The organism is Pseudomonadota bacterium (genome assembly GCA_010028905.1).
Classification (GTDB): domain Bacteria; phylum Vulcanimicrobiota; class Xenobia; order RGZZ01; family RGZZ01; genus RGZZ01.
Genome location: RGZZ01000064.1, coordinates 1 through 16111 on the forward strand (window position 1 = coordinate 1; position 16111 = coordinate 16111).

At 66.3% G+C, this 16111-nt stretch carries 16 protein-coding genes; 6 read left to right on the forward strand and 10 right to left on the reverse strand.

Features of this window, described 5'->3' with window-relative positions; genetic code table 11:
* The 3 genes from EB084_06955 to EB084_06965 all read right to left on the reverse strand — a co-directional run.
* Positions 1 to 1025: creatininase family protein (locus EB084_06955; GenBank protein NDD27988.1), on the reverse strand; the 1025-nt coding region annotated here is incomplete at its 3' end.
* A 55-nt stretch (positions 1026 to 1080) separates the two neighbouring features.
* On the reverse strand, positions 1081 to 2484 hold the full coding sequence (gene rlmD / locus EB084_06960) for a 23S rRNA (uracil(1939)-C(5))-methyltransferase RlmD (GenBank protein ID NDD27989.1): 1404 nt from the start codon (positions 2482 to 2484) through the stop codon (positions 1081 to 1083).
* Positions 2485 to 2496: 12 nt separating this feature from the next.
* The gene (locus EB084_06965; GenBank protein ID NDD27990.1) at positions 2497 to 3699 is read right to left on the reverse strand and encodes an amidohydrolase; all 1203 of its coding nucleotides are present in this window, start codon (positions 3697 to 3699) and stop codon (positions 2497 to 2499) included.
* 146 nt (positions 3700 to 3845) lie between these two features.
* Between EB084_06965 and EB084_06970 the strand changes: the two genes are divergently transcribed.
* The 4 genes from EB084_06970 (at position 3846) to EB084_06985 (ending at position 7416) form a co-directional block, all read left to right on the forward strand.
* A complete protein-coding gene (locus EB084_06970) occupies positions 3846 to 4484 on the forward strand; it encodes a zinc ribbon domain-containing protein (GenBank protein ID NDD27991.1) in 639 nt (212 codons plus the stop codon).
* A gap of 196 nt (positions 4485 to 4680) precedes the next feature.
* Entirely contained in the window at positions 4681 to 5163 is a 483-nt protein-coding gene (locus EB084_06975) for a hypothetical protein (GenBank protein NDD27992.1), read from the forward strand.
* 199 nt (positions 5164 to 5362) lie between these two features.
* The gene (locus EB084_06980; protein NDD27993.1) at positions 5363 to 5848 is read left to right on the forward strand and encodes a beta-hydroxyacyl-ACP dehydratase; all 486 of its coding nucleotides are present in this window, start codon (positions 5363 to 5365) and stop codon (positions 5846 to 5848) included.
* A 14-nt stretch (positions 5849 to 5862) separates the two neighbouring features.
* The gene (locus EB084_06985; protein NDD27994.1) at positions 5863 to 7416 is read left to right on the forward strand and encodes a hypothetical protein; all 1554 of its coding nucleotides are present in this window, start codon (positions 5863 to 5865) and stop codon (positions 7414 to 7416) included.
* A 57-nt stretch (positions 7417 to 7473) separates the two neighbouring features.
* On the opposite strand, the gene EB084_06990 is transcribed toward EB084_06985, so the two are convergent.
* Positions 7474 to 8679, reverse strand: a complete 1206-nt coding sequence (locus EB084_06990; GenBank protein ID NDD27995.1) for a M23 family metallopeptidase — start codon at positions 8677 to 8679, stop codon at positions 7474 to 7476.
* A gap of 112 nt (positions 8680 to 8791) precedes the next feature.
* Here EB084_06990 and EB084_06995 point away from each other — a divergent pair, with 112 nt between their 5' ends.
* Positions 8792 to 9538, forward strand: coding sequence for an enoyl-CoA hydratase (locus EB084_06995; GenBank protein NDD27996.1), 747 nt, complete (start codon positions 8792 to 8794; stop codon positions 9536 to 9538).
* 4 nt (positions 9539 to 9542) lie between these two features.
* On the opposite strand, the gene proB is transcribed toward EB084_06995, so the two are convergent.
* Both proB and EB084_07005 read right to left on the reverse strand, forming a co-directional pair.
* A complete protein-coding gene (gene proB, locus EB084_07000) occupies positions 9543 to 10685 on the reverse strand; it encodes a glutamate 5-kinase (GenBank protein NDD27997.1) in 1143 nt (380 codons plus the stop codon).
* Positions 10682 to 11362 (reverse strand): hypothetical protein, encoded by a 681-nt coding sequence (locus EB084_07005; GenBank protein NDD27998.1) that lies wholly within the window; start codon positions 11360 to 11362, stop codon positions 10682 to 10684. The genes proB and EB084_07005 overlap by 4 nt, the downstream gene beginning before the upstream one ends.
* A 218-nt stretch (positions 11363 to 11580) precedes the next feature.
* On the opposite strand from EB084_07005, the gene EB084_07010 reads away from it, so the two are divergent.
* Positions 11581 to 11847 carry a hypothetical protein gene (locus EB084_07010; protein NDD27999.1) on the forward strand — a complete coding sequence of 89 codons (267 nt, stop codon included), beginning with the start codon at positions 11581 to 11583 and terminating at the stop codon, positions 11845 to 11847.
* A 48-nt stretch (positions 11848 to 11895) separates the two neighbouring features.
* Here the strand turns inward: EB084_07010 and EB084_07015 are convergent, their stop codons facing one another.
* The 4 genes from EB084_07015 to amrA all read right to left on the reverse strand — a co-directional run.
* Positions 11896 to 13026 carry a sigma-70 family RNA polymerase sigma factor gene (locus EB084_07015; protein ID NDD28000.1) on the reverse strand — a complete coding sequence of 377 codons (1131 nt, stop codon included), beginning with the start codon at positions 13024 to 13026 and terminating at the stop codon, positions 11896 to 11898.
* 141 nt (positions 13027 to 13167) lie between these two features.
* Positions 13168 to 13893, reverse strand: coding sequence for a DNA-binding response regulator (locus EB084_07020; GenBank protein NDD28001.1), 726 nt, complete (start codon positions 13891 to 13893; stop codon positions 13168 to 13170).
* Complete coding sequence (locus EB084_07025) at positions 13890 to 15584, reverse strand: HAMP domain-containing protein (protein NDD28002.1); 1695 nt, start codon at positions 15582 to 15584, stop codon at positions 13890 to 13892. Before EB084_07025 ends, EB084_07020 begins: the two co-directional genes overlap by 4 nt.
* 6 nt (positions 15585 to 15590) lie before the next feature.
* A partial coding sequence (gene amrA / locus EB084_07030; protein NDD28003.1) for an AmmeMemoRadiSam system protein A occupies positions 15591 to 16111 on the reverse strand: 521 nt, incomplete at its 5' end.

Sequence of the window (16111 nt, forward strand, 5' to 3'; positions counted from 1 at the left end):
CTGTCGTGCTCGCCTGCCTCCGCCTCGTCATCGCGGCCCCCGCCGCGCTGGTCGCTCTCGGCCCGCGTGGGCCCGCTGTGCGCCTCGTCGAGAACGTCGCTGAACCAGCGCCAGAAAGAAGCCGCGCCCGCCGCCACAGCCACGGTGGCCCCGAAGAGCAGCACGTTGTTCCAGAAATCAACGCGCAGGAAGGGGATCCACCCGTAGAAGGTCGTGGCCTCGCGACGCACGTCTTCTCCCGCCATCATGCGCTCGAGAACCTTGAACGCCTCGTCGCGCAGCACGCGGGTCGAGGCGCGCGCGAACTCCACCGAGGCCCCGGCCGGAAGCCCCAGATACCCGCCGCCCTCGGCCGAGCTTCCCGCAGAGTCAACGATGACCCGCCAGGCATCACGCAGAACCGGACTCAGGTGCTTGTACTCATCCTTCACCAGATCGGGTCGGAAGAGCAGCATCATCGAGGTCTCCCAGAGACCGGCGTGATAGTCCTTGCGCATGTCCTTGAGCATCTCGTCGGCGAGCGGCTTGGGCATGTGCTTGTTGAAGCGCTCGTAGTACTCGCCGAGGAAGAGCTTGATGCTGAGCCGGCCGGCCGGCGCAATCATCTGCACGCGATACTTGCGGCTGACATGAGCACACGCCTCTTCGAGGGCGACGATGTGCCCGGGCGCACCGTGACAAGAGAACAGCACGATATATCGAAACCCGTGCTTGGCCAGCGAGGCGCCGTAGTCGATGAGCAGATCGCGCAGCACGCGCTGGCGTATGCCCACGCTGCCCACGTAATCGATGACGTGCGACCCCAGGGCGAGCGCGGGGATGAGGATGAGGTTCCAGTCCGGATAGCGGCCCTGCACGACATCGGCCGTCTCGCGCGCGAAGAAGTCTGCGTTGATGTAGTCGACCCCGATGGGGAGGTGGGGACCATGCTCTTCGAGAGGGCTCACGGGGAAGAAGAACATGGTGCGCGATCGATCCATCGCGTCGAGCTCCTTCCAGTTGAGCTCTTCGAAGCGAAAGATCACGACACGATCCTCGATCCTTGATGGGCTGAAGCGATGCTGACGAGCATTCGCATCGTTATTCCCCGCCCGCCGCGGGCAATCCCCCGTCGGGTCGCGCGCGCAGCTCGACCACGGTCTCGACGTGCGGCGTATGGGGGAACATGTCGATGCACTGGGCAAAGACGACGGCATATCGAGGTGCCAGCACGGCAAGATCTCGCGCGAGCGCCTCGAGGCTGCACGAGACGTAGATCACCCGCTCCACGGGGGACTCGAGAAGGCGACGTGGCAACCTCGGATGCAGCCCGCTGCGCGGGGGATCGAGAATGATGACCTGCGTCTCGGGAGACCACACGTGACGCTCGGCCGCGCCCTCGATGAAGGTGATGTGCTCCCAGCCGTGCGCCAGGGCGTTGGCCTGGGCGTCGGCCACCGCGGCGGCCACGAACTCGACCCCCACGATGGAGGCGCAATCGTGCGCCATGGCGAGCGCAATGGTGCCCACGCCGCAGTAGAGGTCGGCCACCACGTCGTGCGGTCCGGCGAGAACCCGCTCTCGCACGAGGGCGACGAGTCGCTCGGCCATGACCGCGTTCGCCTGGAAGAATGATTCAAGACCCAGCGTGTAGGTCACGTCGCCGAGGCGCTCGGTGAGCCGCCCATCGCCCAGGAGCGTCTCGCAGGCCTCCACCCGGACCGCCTGGCTCACCGTGTCGCTTCTCACCCAGAGCAGGCTCCCGCTCGGCTCGACGTCGGCCAGCGACGCTGCCAGCGCCTCCTGCCCCCACGCTTGCGTCGTCGGCGACGTGGTGACGAGCGCCGCCAGCCATCGCTTCGGCTCGACGGTCTGCTGCTGACGCAGAACCAGATAGCGCAGGAAGCCCTCGTGACCCCGCTGCCGATACGGCGTCAGGCCCCTCTCGTCAGCCCAGGCGCGCACGCGTCGGATCACCTCGGCATTGACCGGTGGGCCGATGTGGCATTCGCGCACATCGACCACCTCCCAGTAGCGCCCCCGACGGTTGAAGCCGAGCTTCAACGCCCCCGGCTCACCGCCGAAGGTGAGCTCGATCTTGCCGCGGTAGTGAAAGGTCTGGGCTGATCCGACAGCAGGCGCCCAGCACGCGTCATCGACATCCACGCCGGCCTGGGAGAGGCCCCCTCGCACGCGAGACTCGAGCTGCGCCAGCTGCGCCGGATAATCGAGGCTCTGCCAGCTGCAACCGCCGCACACGCCAAACACCTCGCATCGCGAAGCCACCCGCTGAGGAGAGGGCCGCAGCAGCTGCTCGACCACGGCCATGCGCCAGCCGACCTTGCGCCCGATGATACGGGCCTCGACGCGCTCACCAGGCAGGGCGCCCCAGACGCGGTAGCGGTAGGTGTCAAGGGTTGCGATGCCTTCGCCCGTGGAACCGCACGACTCGACATCGAGCTCGACGAGCTGACCGTAGGGCTTCCACTGCCCGCGCCGCGCCATGTCTCGCCGTCTTCAGCCGCGAGCGGCCGCGAGTGCGAGGTCGCGACCCGCCAGCGCCGCGTCGACCGCGCGCAGCATCACCTCGACGCCGAGGGGCAGCGCGTCCTCGTCGATGTCGAAGAACGGGCTGTGATGCGGGTGCGTGATGCCCCTCGATGGGTTCCCGCAGCCCACGAAGAAGAAGCAGCCCGGCACCCGGTTGAGGAAGTACGACATGTCCTCTCCCCCCATGGTGCGACAGATCACCGGCGCGGCCTGGGCTTCCCGCACGCAGTCGGCGACAAGCGCGGTCACCGCGGAGTCGTTCACCGTGGGCGGGTAGCTGTAGTGATAGCGGTACTCGTAGCGGGCGCCGAAGGCCTCGCAGATGCCCTTCACCACCTCCCCGATGCGACGCTCCATCTGGTCGCGGACCTCGGGGGCGAGCGCGCGGGCCGTGCCGTGGAGAACCACGCGATCGGGGATGATGTTGTTGGCCGTACCGCCGTGAATCGAGCCCACGGTCACCACCACCGACTCGAACGGGTCGCTGCGCCGGCTGACGATGGTCTGCAGCGCGGTGACGAGGTGCGCGGAGACGACGATGGGGTCGACCGAGGTGTGCGGCGAAGCCCCGTGCCCACCAACGCCCAGCACGGTGATGTCGAAGTTGTCTGCGGCGGCCATGAAGGGCCCCTGGGTGACGCCGATCTGCCCCACCGGCAGCGGAGCCCAGAGATGGATCCCCAGGGCGACATCGACCTTGGGGCCGTCGAGAACACCGGCCTCGATCATGGGCTCAGCCCCTCCGGGACCTTCTTCGGCGGGCTGGAAGACGAACTTGACCGTGCCCTCGAGCCCGCGCCTGCGGCCCGCGAGAACACGCGCCGTGGCAAGGGCCATGGAGACATGGCCGTCGTGGCCACAGGCGTGCATGGTGTTCCCGGTCTGTGACACATACGACGCGTCGCTCTGCTCGCGCAGCGGCAGGCCATCCATGTCGGCGCGCACGAGAACCGTGCGTCCGGGGCGCTCGCCTCGCAGAATTCCCACCACCCCGGTTCGGGCGACGCCCTCGGTCACCTCGAACCCGAGGGCGCGAAGGTCGCGGGCTACGACCTCAGCCGTTCGGTGCTCCTGGAAGCCGAGCTCCGGATGGCGGTGCAGGTCTCGTCGAACCTCGACCAGCTGCTCGTTGAGATCGAGCACCTCAGGTCTGATGTGGAAAGGCTTCAGCTGCTCGCTGATCACGTGAGAACACCTCCGGGCTGAGCTGCAACGCTCTTCTTTGCCAGACGCTCCGCTCCCTCTGCCTCCCCTCGCGCGCACACGGTTCCGGGAGCCAGACGGAGATCGCCCGCCCCGTGCAGAAGAAACACTCCATGGATGCCTTCGTCGACAAGGTTCGAGACCCCGATGTCTCCCGATCAGTTCGTGTGGTGAGCGAGCGCTCGTTGCACTCCGTCGAGCTAGCAAGGCTGAGAGCGAGCCAGCGCCATCTCATCATCGAGCGCGACCGACAGCTGTCGGAGCTCGGCAAGGCCTGCGTCGAGAGACTCGATGCGCTCGACATCGGCGGAGAGGCGACCCGTTCGCTCGCCGCGGGGGCCCGCGCCGTGCGCGACATCGAATCGCTGATCTCCGTCCTCGAGCAGCGCATCGCGCGCGCGCAGATGGCGCGGCGCCTGTCATCGGCGCACCTGCCGTTTCTCACCGTCTGCCCCTGCGGTTCCCCCCTGCTCTCGAGCGACACGTCGTGCCCCGCGTGCGCACGCGACGTCGAGGCGCTGGTCACCCTGGCCACCGAGTCGAAGGCGCGCGTGCGCAGCATCTCGTGCGGGTGCGGCACGTCCCTGGTCTCCGGCATCCGCTTCTGTCCGTCGTGCGGCCACGACGTCAGCGCGCTTCTCGCCGGCGCGGGTCTGCCGTCTTGCGAGGCGTCGCCGGTCTGTGGGCGCTGTGGTGACTCGGCAGCCCCTGGTGACCGCTACTGCTCGGCGTGCGGCGCCTCCCTGACCTGACCTGTAGGTTCAGGACGAGGGCCGTGAAGGAAACACTGCGCCGAGATGGAATCTCCGGAAGTCGCAGCGTCACGCTGCTGAATCGCTCGCTCGGAACGGCAAGCCTCAGGCACCGTGCCCGTTGCGACCGGGAGGCCCCATGACAGCACTGTCTCTCCTACGAAGAACGACACTTGTTCTCGCCACCGCGGTCACCGTGGCCACAGCCTCGGCAGCCGGGTCGGCCTGGGCCCAGTTCCCCACGACGAACGTCGTGGTCCCCGTGCCCATCCCGGTGCCCCACGCGCCCGCCATCATGCTGCACGTCAACCCCACCATCACGCCGCCGGACCAGCAGCGTCCCGTGCAGAAGCCCTTCACGTTCTTCGGCCTTCTGCCCACCACCTCGACGGGCGTCTGCGCCCAGATCACCTCGAGCTACCTCGCCGTGATGGAGAGCAGCCAGAGCTTCAAGGTCTTCACGTTTGGCAACGGATACAACCCGCCCCCCGATGTCGTGGCCGGTCGCCAGGTGAAGGTCACCTACAAGACGCTCGACAACGGCCTGCTCCAGGTCACGAACGTGCACATCGTGGGCGAACGTGACGTGAAGGTCGACGCCCACGGCGCAGTGCCCTCCGCTTCAGCCAGTGTGCCCAACATCGACGTGAAGCCCATGAACGGCGCGCCCAACCCCTAGCGCGGCGAACGACCGAATCCCCGGCGCCAGAAGGCCACATCCCTCGCGGGACGTGGCCTTCTCTGCATCCGTCCCCGTGCGCGCGCCCCCCCTCTCCACCAGGCTGCTCCGTGACAGATGAAACGACTGCCGCTTCGGTGCAGGAGATGTGTCGATCGCTCCTAATATTTCGTCGCCAATCCGCGCCTGGAGGGACCTCATGGCCGCCCCGCTCATGGTCAATCTCGACGAGATCGACCAGACCAAAGTCGAATACACGGTTGAAGACCTGCGAAAGTACCTGCCCCAGCGCTTCGAGTTCGAGCAGGTCACGGGAATCTTCACCTTGCTCCGAGACCTGCCGGAACCCATTGCTGTAGGCTATCGTGACATCGGCCACGACGAGTTCTGGATCCCGGGACACGTGCCGGGGCGACCGCTGTTCCCCGGGGTTCTCATGCTCGAGGCCGCGGCCCAGGTGTCGACCTTCATGTACAAGGTGCTGAGCGGCGACGATCCGAACCGCTTCCTCGGCTTCGGAGGCCTCGAGGACGTGCGCTTCCGAGGCACCGTGGCTCCGGGCGATCGCCTCTTCCTCCTCGCGAAGATGACCGAGGCGCGTCAGCGTCGATGCACCTTCGTCACCCAGGGCGTGGTAAACGGCAGGCTCGTGTTCGACGCCCGCGTCATCGGAGTGCCCGTCTGACCCCCCTGTCTGCCATGCCTCGCCTCTACGAGCTCATCGCTGCCTGGGATGGCAGCACGCCGCTCGAGCTCCCAGAGGAGGGCGAACACAGCGGTCCGCGTCTGGTCAGCGGCGCCAGAGACGGCATTGCCACGCATCACATGGCGTCGCTCGGTGAAGCCGATGAAGCGCGCCAGGTGTACGGCGTTGCCAATGGGCTGCGCCGGCTCGTAGGCAGCGGCGGAGACGATTCCTGGCTCGAGTTCGTGACCCTCGCGGGAGCCGAGCAGGTCGTGCGCTACGCCGACGCGCTGGGCTCCGAGCTGGCGCGCATGGGCGATCTCACCGAGCCACGCGTGGCCCCCCACGCCCGCCGCCTCGTTCGCGAGGCGACGAAGTGCGAGGCGCTCAAGCTCGGCGTCCTGCTGCTCGGCCTCTACGGTGACAAATCCGACCTCGAGATGCTCCTCACCGTAGGGCGTCACGAGGAGTTCACCCTCTTCACCGCACTGGCCGTCGCCAGGCTCGTGCCCGATCCGCTGCCGGTGTGGTGGCGCATGGCGCGAGGCCTCAACGGCTGGGGCAAGGTTCATCTCGTTGAGCGCATCTGCGACATGCTCGAGGAGAGCGAAGAGAGCTACGACGAGATACGCGCCTGGTTGCTGCGCGAGGGGTGCAGCAACGAGGTCCTGCCGGAGTATGTGGCCTGCCGCTGCGCAATCGGGGGGGCGCTTCACACAACGCTGACCGTGAGCGATCCGGATGACGCCCTGCTCGACGGTGCGTCGATCATCGTCGAGGCCCTGATGAACGACGAGGGCCCTTCAGAGGACATGTCCGACTACGAGCACGGTGTGCGCGTCGTGACCTCGTTGCTGGCCCATCTCGAAAAGCGGTGCGACAGCGTGCATCGACTGTCGACCGTCATCCGGATCCGGGAGTGGAACGCGACATTCGACCAAGGAACCGAGAGCCGCAGAGCCCGTCTCGAATCGCTCGGATGGAGCTCCGCCTGTCGTGCCGCGCTCGACGCAACGTGCGCGACCATCATCGAACACGACCGCTGGAAGCACATCGTACAGGAAGCCTATGAAAGCGATGACTTCACCCAGCGCAGGCTGGCCTGGTCTGCGGCCGAAGCCGTGGGCGTCGACCTCTGGGACAGCGCCTTCCGAAAGCTCGAGCAGAGCCCGCTCGATGAGGTTCTCTACTTCGAGCTCTTCCAGACCGACGATGCCTACCGGCAGCGACGGTTGATTGCCTTTGCGGAGCGCAACCTTCCCCTCGACGAGATCGCCTGCGGTCCCTCCCTCGAGCTCGGCCTCGGAGATGCGTGGCGCGCGCACGGCTGTCTGGCATTCGCGCTCCAAGCCCTCTGCTGCCCCGAGCTCTTCAGCCCCACACTCGTCTCAGCGGGGTTGCGAAGTCCGGTGACACGCGTGCGAAACGCAGCCGTGAGCGTGCTGGAGAGCCATCCCGCTGGACGCTGGAAAGCCGACCTCGCGGAGGTACTGGAAGTCAGCCTGCGCACGGAGCCGAGCGAGGCGCTGCGCGATCGCTTGCGCGCTCTCTGGCGCCAGGGGGCGTGAACCGCCCGCTGATGTCTCCGCGGAAAGCTGACTGACGCGGAACGAAGGCCGCCCCAACTACCAGTTGAGCTCGTGCGCGTCGCTGCGGTCGCCCACCTCATACAGACCGCGCGCCGCGCGCAGCCGCAGAAGCGTCTTCTGCGCCTCGTCGAGATCGGTCTTCGAACACGTACTCGGGTAGCGTGATTTGAGCGCGGCGAGGCGGTTCTCAGCCTCCTGCACGCGCTGGTCGAGCGATGGGCTGCTCTCGATCTTGACCTTGGCTCGCCCTGCCTTGCGCGCCTCACGCTCCACGGTGGAGAGCCGGTCTTCGGTGGCGCCGGCCTTCAGTGCCGCTTCACGGGTTGAATCGACGGCAGATTCGGCGGTCTTGCAGGCCGCTTCACGCTCGCTGAGGTCGCGTTGCCGACCCGCCAGCATGTAACCGAGACGCGTGACGCGAGAGCGGCGAGACTTGACAGTGAGGTCGAGGGCCTCGACCTGCGCCTCGCTCACCTTGTTGCTGTCGACCGCGCGGTACCAGGCCAGCATCTGTGACTCGGCCTGCGGGAGCCCCTCCGACTCGAGAGACATGAAAGATGACAGGGTGCGGACGGCCTCTCGAAGATGGTCGCGATCGGCTTCTCGCGTCGCGAGGTCGGTGGCAAGCGCGCGATAGCGCTCGACCAGGGCGTCAGGCCCGAGACCCGAGGGCAGACGGCCCCCGTTCATCCAGGGCGGCGGAGGCAGGAGACCGGCGGAGCCCGAGGCCGCCCAGGGGCTCGAACCATCGAGCACCCCGACGGTTCCCCCCCAGTCGATATAGCCGCCCGCGGAATTCTTCACCTTGATGTCGACGTGGTCGTGCGCCACGGTTCCCACGAACTGACCAGCGGCGATGCTGTCGCCTTCATGCACCTGCGGGTACAGATGGCCATAGGTCACGCGATATCCCCCTGCAACCTCGACGCAGACGCCGAACTCACTGTCGGTCCAGGGGATGATGCCCACCACACGTCCAGGCCAGCCGGCGGGAACCTGACGTCCGGCATTGAGCGCGATGTCATAGCCCAGGTGCAGGCCGGCGCTCGAGCGATACTGCGATACGGCGCGCCAGTCGTAGAAGCGCCCAGTGACCTCAGCCTCTGAATAGAGGCCCTTCACGCGCGCCACGTAGACCGCGAGGTCGGTCTGCCGCGGCTCGGCCTGCACCCTCGCTGACGATGCGAGCGCCGTGAACATCACCCCGGCGATCAGCAGCCATCGAAGCGTTCGCGTATTCATGTCGACCTCCCCAGGGTTCAGCGGCTCACGGCGGTGAGTACCTTCAATCCCGACCCGTCATGTCCTGTTTTTCCGGAAGGGGGGGAGTCGATCCGGGCGAAAGACGAAGCCCATGCGTGGATACGAATGGCAAGTCGTGAACGGTGTGGGAACCCTCCGATTCACCCACCCTCCCGTCAACGTCCTCACCACCCGCATGCTCACGGAGATGTCAGAGGTGCTGCGCGAGGCGCATTCGCTTCGCCTGGTCTGCCTCCGTGGCGCAGGGCCCATCTTCTCGGCGGGCATGGACATCGGCGAGCATCTCCCCCCGCACGTCGCCGCAATGCTGCAGGCCGTGCGCGGCTTCTTTGAGGCAGTGTGGGCCCTCCCGTGCCCTGTGATGGCCGCCGTGCACGGTCGCGCGCTCGGCGGGGCCATGGAGCTGTTGCTCCTGTGCGACGTGGTCGTGGCCTCTCGCGACGCGGTGCTCGCCCTGCCTGAGGTCCGGGTCGGCGCCATCCCGCCGCTTGGCGCGCTGCTGCTGCCTCAGCGGCTGCCGTGGCCGCGCGCCGCCGAGATGCTCCTCACCGGACGCGAGGTCACGGCAGAGGAGGCGCACGCCTGGGGGCTCGTCAACCATCTCGTCGATCCAGCAGACTTCGAGCACGAGGTGAGCGTCCACGCTGACACGATCTGCGCCCTCAGCCCGGTGGTGCAGCGGCACGTCAAGCGCGCCACGCACAGAGACCCCGAGCTCTTCGCGCGACTGGCCGAGGTGGAGCGAGACTACCTCGAGCAGCTCATGCAGAGCCACGACGCCGTCGAGGGCCTGCGCGCGTTTCTCGAGAAGCGTCCACCGACCTGGATGGGACGCTGAGACGTCAGTCGACCACCAGATGGTCGCGGTGCACGATCTCGTCGCACCCCTTGAAGCCAAGAACGGCCTCGTGGCGATCGGTGGCCAACCCCTTGATGCGCTCGACCTGCTCGGCCGAGTAGTTCGACAGGCCACGCCCGACGTACGCCCCGTCCGGGCCTTCGATGCGAACGAGATCTCCCACCTCGAAGTGGCCCTGAACCCCCGTCACGCCTGCAGCCAGAAGGCTGCGGCCATCACCGCGAACCGCGCGCGCGGCACCCGCGTCGACGGTGACGATCCCGGCGTGACGGCGCGCCAGCGCGATCCAGCGCTTGCGCCCTCGCACGGGATTGCTGCCAGGCGCGAACACGGTTCCGATCTCTTCCCCCGCCACGAGACGCAGCAGCACATCCGGCTCGCGTCCCGGAACGATGGCCATCAGCGCGCCGTAGGCGGCAGCGAGGCGGGCAGCCTGAATCTTGGTGAGCATGCCGCCCGTCCCGTGACGGGTCTTGTCTGTGCGAACCAACCCCTCGACCGTCTCATCGATCGCATCTACCCAGCGAACGATCTCGGCGTTCGCATCAACCGCCGGATCGCCCCGCCAGAGGCCCTCCGTACTGGTCAGGTTGACGATGAGATCAGCATCGACAACGCTTCCGACCAGCGCGGCCAGGTTGTCGTTGTCACCGATCTTGATCTCCGCCGTGGCCACCGAGTCGTTCTCGTTCACGATGGGCAGTATCCCTCGCCGCAGCAACGCGTGCAGCGCGTTGCGGGCATTCAGGTATCGCTCGTGCGATTCGATGTCCTCGCGGGTGAGGAGCACCTGTGCCACCCGCACATCGAGGAGGCCGAAGATGTTCTGGTAGGCGTTCATCAGGGCGGGCTGCCCGAGCGCGGCGAGCGCCTGCTTCTCAGCCAGCGGCAACGGACCTTCGAGCCCCAGCATGGAACGCCCCATGCCCACGGCGCCTGAGGTCACCAGCACCACCCGCCGACCTTCCGCGCGCAGGCGTGTGATCTGCTGCGAGAGTGCGATGAGGGTGGCGCCATCGAGGCGACCGTCGCCGCGCACGCAGATGCCCGTGCCCAGCTTCACGACAACGCTCTTGACCCGCTCGAACGTGCGGGCGCGTGAAACCTTGGCTGACAGAGGCCTCAGCCCCCGCGCTGCTGCTTGCGGATCTGGCGCTGCTGGTAGAAGAGCGCGTAGCGATACACCACGTCGCGGTCAGCCTGCGTGATGTCTTCGAACTCGATGTCGGTGACGTGCTTCTTCTCGTTGACGAGCTTTTTCGAGCTGGTCACGCGCCCCTGGGTCTTCACGGTGGGCGCATTGGGGATCTGCAGCTCGATGTGGAGCGAGGTGTTCACGGGAATCGCGAGATTGGTGAGGATGTTGATGCCTGCGCTCGTGATGCCGCGGGTGGTTGCGGTCTGCAGGTAGGCGGTGCTCATGGCGCGGTACTCGACCGGGATGGGGATATCGATGGAGAAGTCGACCTCGCCCATGGGCGTCTTCTCTTCGGAGACGCTGGCCGGCAGGGTGAACTCGAACTCACGCTCCTTGCGCTCGACCACCTTCGCCTCGAATGCACTCACCACGGAGAGATCCGGCTCGAGGAACGTCACCGTGACCGTGGCACCGGTTTCGAGCGCACTGATGGCGCGGTTCTGTGCCGGACGGCTGACCACGAGCTTCTTGCGCTCGATGGCGATGACACGCGCAAAGAAGTTCTCTACGCCATCACCCGTGGAGAACTCGACCTCGACCTCTTGCCTGGGTTCGAGCTTGAGCTTGGGCGTCTTCTTGCCCAGACCCAGAAAGTTGAAGACCATGTCGTTCTCCCGGAATGTTGTGCCGCGAACGCGGCCAGGGCAGGAGCGGGTGCGCTGGTGAGCGGGACGCGCGCAGTGGGTTATTCTAACGTGCGCCTGAATCCTCCTCCGCGAAGAAGGCGGTGGTTGCGCACCGCAGATGCGGAAGGGCGATCGTTAGCCGCTCCACGAGAGCGCTGGCGCAGGGGAATGAGGGGCACGCGCTGGAATGAGCAGCCATGCCGTCACCTTCCAGCGGTTCGCCCCGGCCTCGACATCTGCGCGGCGCCACCCGCATCATCGCGGCTGCAGCACTGAGCGTGGTGCTCGCGATCGCCCTGTGGGTGTCAACGACCTCGCGGGCGCAGGCGCCGCTCGACCTCACCGAGTCTGAGCGCCTCGAGCTGGCCAGGGCCCGTGCCCGTGGATGCTGCAGCGCCCGCTCGACCTGCGGAGCCTCAGCCCGGCCCGCTGCTCCCACGCCTTCCCCGCGCACCAATCGCTGAGCGGCTCAGGTCACGTCGCGCACGAGAGCGCGATTCGCAGGGGCAGTGTCAGAGCCAGTCTTCGCGAGTCATGACCGTGCGAAGCTTGCGCAGCGCGTCTTCTTCCTTCTGACGGATGCGCTCCTTGCTGATGCCGAACTCGTCACTGATCTCTTGCAGGGTTCGGATGTTGCCGTCGATCAGCCCGAAGCGGAAGGCCAGGATCTTGCGCTCCCGGTCGTTGAGGTTCTCGAGCAGGCGCGCCAGCTCGACCCGCATGACGGGAACGTCCGGAACGGTGTGGGCGGCCACCAGGTCGCCGATGCAGGTGTCTTCCTCACCCAGAGGCGTCTCGAGCGAGACGGGCTCCTGCGCCACCGCCAGGATCTCGCGCAGGCGCGCTACCGAGGCCTGCTCCATCTCGGCGATCTTGGCCCTGACCCGCGGGTCTTCGAAAGGGACCTCGGTCTTGAGGCTCTTGCAGAGCTTGCGATGGATCTTCTCGGTGTCGACAGGGAAGAGCACCCGGCTGGCCACATCAAGCCCCGCCTGACGGCCGTGCTCCTGAAGGTACTTCACCTGCAGCTGGATGAACTTCTGGAACGCCTCGGCGATGTGGACAGGCAGGCGAATCGTTCGCCCCTGGTTCGCGATGGAACGGATGATGGACTGACGGATCCACCAGGTGGCGTACGTGGCGAAGCGACAGCCACGGGTGTGGTCGAACTTCTCGACCGCCTCCATCAAGCCGATGTTGCCTTCTTGAATGAGATCTTGGAACGTGAGCCCCAGGCCGAGGAACTTCTTGGCGATGCTGATGACGAGACGCAGGTTGGCCTCGATGAGGTATTCGCGGGCCTCTGACTCCCCGCTCTTGATGCGGATGGCCAGGTCGCGCTCCTCGTCAGCGCTCAGCAGGGGGATCTTGTAGACCTCCTGCAGGTACGCCGAGAGGCTGTTGGTATCAAGAAACCCCAGCACCTCGCTGGCGGGGCGCGACGAAGCGCGCCGGCGTCGAGGCGTCGCGGGCTGCGACGTCTTCTCTGTGGGCGACTCCCAGCCGGCCGAACCTGCGGCGCCCCTCACGCCCTGGCCACGGGACGACTTCTTGACAGGTCGGCGCTCCGACTCTTCCAGTGCCAGCATCTCGCGACTCACCTCAGAACCCATCGTACTCCAGTCGAACGTGGAATGCCTCATCCCGGGGTATGATTCGGGGAGAGATCAACGCTCTCTCTACGCATGTCTCTGAGAGACCCGGATGGCCCCTCAGGTCTGCCCCTCCCGACCGCTCTCAGATGATCTGCCTGGAGGGTTTCGACCTCCGGGAGCGATCTCCCGTCAGGGAGCCGGCGGGCCGTCTCCGCGACCCGTCGAGCGAGCGGCGAAGAGGGCTGCCTCAACCCGATCCCGGAAGCCCATCTTCTGCATGACATTGGAGACATGGGTCTTCACGGTGGGCTCCCCGATGTGGAGCAGATCGCAGATCTCGCGGTTGTTCAGGCCACGGCCCATCAGACGCAGCACCTCGTGCTCGCGTTCCGTCAGCGACGCAAAGCTTCTCTCCCGCTCGCGACGCGCCTCGGCGTCATTCGGGGATTCAGGGCTCCGATCGCTGCCGGCAGACCGATCGCGCTCCTCGAGCAGGCGCCCCATCTCTCGGAGGATCTTGGTCTGCACCTTGGGCTCCCAGAGCGACTCGCCTGCCTGGGCCGCGCGTATCGCGCGCAGCACGTCGTCGGAGTGGCTCTCCTTGAGAATGTAGCCTTTGGCCCCCGCCCGCGCCAGGTCGAGAACGAACTGATCGTCGTCGAACGCGCTCAAGATGACGACCTTGGTCTCGCTGCAGCGGCGCACGATCTCGATGGTGGCGGCAATGCCGTTCATGAGGGGCATGTTGATATCCAGAAGGGCGATGTCCGGTCGCAGGCGCTCACACATGGAAACTGCCTCGACCCCGTTCGACGCCTCACCCACGACCTCGAGGTCGTCTTCCTCAGCCAGGGTCGACACCATCATCTGGCGGAACATGACCTGGTCGTCAGCCACAAGCACACGGATCTTCACGGAGATCCCGCCCCCTCTTCCGGCCCAGTTCCTCCCACGGCGACCGTGGTCTCCGTGTCGCCGCCTTCCAGCGTCTCGAGCGACTCGACCCGAGCGGTGGCCACGGCCTTGGGCAGCGAGAACGTGAAGGTCGTTCCGCGTCCGGGGCTGGAGACGACCTGGATGCCCTGACCGTGGCCCTCGAGGATCTTGTGGACGATGTAGAGGCCCAGACCGATGCTCGACGCCGCACCCTCCTCGGTGTGGAACTGCGTGAACTTCTCGAACAGATGCGGGATCTGGTCTTCCGCGATACCGACACCGCTGTCGGTCACCTCGATCTCAGCCATGCTGGCGCGGTCGCGCGCGCGAATCTCGATGGCGCCGCCCTCCGGCGTGAACTTCACGGCATTGTTCAGGAGATTGGTCAGTACCCGCACGATCTTGGTCCTGTCGCCAACGACCCGCCGACAGAGGGGAGGCACCTCGAAGCGGAAGCGAATCGACTTCTCGTCGGCCTGCTGGCGTATCTGCTCGGCGACCTCGCGCACCACATCCGCCAGATCGAAATCCTCCATGAAGTAGGTGATCCGACCGGCATCGTACTTCACCGACTCGAGCATGTTGCGCGTCATCCCGAGGAGATGGCTGCACGCCGTCGAGATGCCTTGAACGAACCGCAGCTGCTTCTCGTCCAGCGGATTGCGACGCGACCGCATCAGCAGGTCGGCATAGCCCTGGATGGCCGCCAGCGGGACCTTCATGTCGTGCGTCACCACCGAGAAGAACTCCTTGAGCTCGCGGGTCTTGTCGTCGACCTGCGACTCGAGCTGCTCGTTGAGCCGTCGGTACTCCTGGTTCAAGGCGTCCATGCGGGTGGTCTTGACCTCGAGCTCTTTCTGGAAGCGCCGCAGATCAGCGCTCATCCGGTTGAACGAGGTGCTCATGCTCACGATCTCGTTCGTGGACGGCATCTCCACCGAGACGTGGGCCGAGAAGTCGCCTCGACCGATGCGCTCCTGCCCCTGCAGAATCATCTCGAGCGGACGATTGATGGCATTCTTGGTCCATATCGAGATGGCGATGAACGCCGTAACCAGAAACACCACGCCCAGCAAAACATTGCCGAGCACAACGATGCGAAGCCGGCGCGGCAGCTCGTCAACCACGAGGCTCAGCCGCATCACCCCTACGATGCGCGTTCCTGTCGGGTCCGGAATAGCGCGATAGTAGACGTAGGTGATCTCCTTCGACAGGAGCAGCCCGAGCTGGCCGCCAACGGGCGTGCTCTCGACGTCGGCCGACGGGGTCAGAACCCAGAGCTCACGAAAAGGCTCCGCCTGCTGCACCGCCTGACGCAGCGCGTCGCGGTGCAACGGAAACGGCACGGGCTGACCATAGGCCCAGAGAACCACACCGTCCGGGGTCAAGACCTGGAACGAACGCAGGCCACGCACGTGTCCGAGATAGTCGACCACGTCGCTGCGCTGGGCCATGCGCATCGAGAGAAAGTTCGACGTGTAGCCCTCGAGAGGGAGCACGCGCTCGATCCAGGAGGTCACCGCGAGCGCGGAGGTGTTCGACTGCTCTTCGGCCAGCGATTTGATCACATCGAACAGGATGCTCACGTTGAAGTAGCCGGTGATGGCCACCGTGAGCGAGAAGAGCAGGAACAGAAGGCCCGCGATCTGGGTTCGAAGCTTGAAGCCCACCGCGTCTCACCTCCCCCGTTCGTAGCGCCGCACCCGGAAGCGCTCGATCTCGATGCGCTCTCGAGGGTCGATTCCGGCCTTGCCACAGGCGATCTCGAGCTGCGCCGCCACGGTATGCACGCCTTCGAGGCCGGGCAGAAGCACCCCGACCTTGCCGGACGCGCGGACGATGACCCCGTAGCGCGTGGGGTCGAGCGCCGAGATCGAGGTGACTGGCTCTGGCGGTTCCAGCACGTCGACCGCGTACGAGAGCGTCTCCAGCTCTTCTGCCGACACGGGGGGGAAGCGAGGGTCTCTCGAGGCCGCGCTCACCGCGTTGCGGGCCAGCTCCTGCACCAGGGTGGGCTGCGTGGGCAGGGTGGTGCCGATGCACCCCCGCAAGACCCCGTCCTTCTTGATGCAGACAAAGGCCGCGGCGGCTTCGCGAAGGCCCGGCGAGAGCGAACCATCCAAGGGACCAGCGGCCTGTCCCCGCACATGCCCTTCAACCGCCTTCCGCACCAGCGCGAGCACGAGGTCGAGGTCAT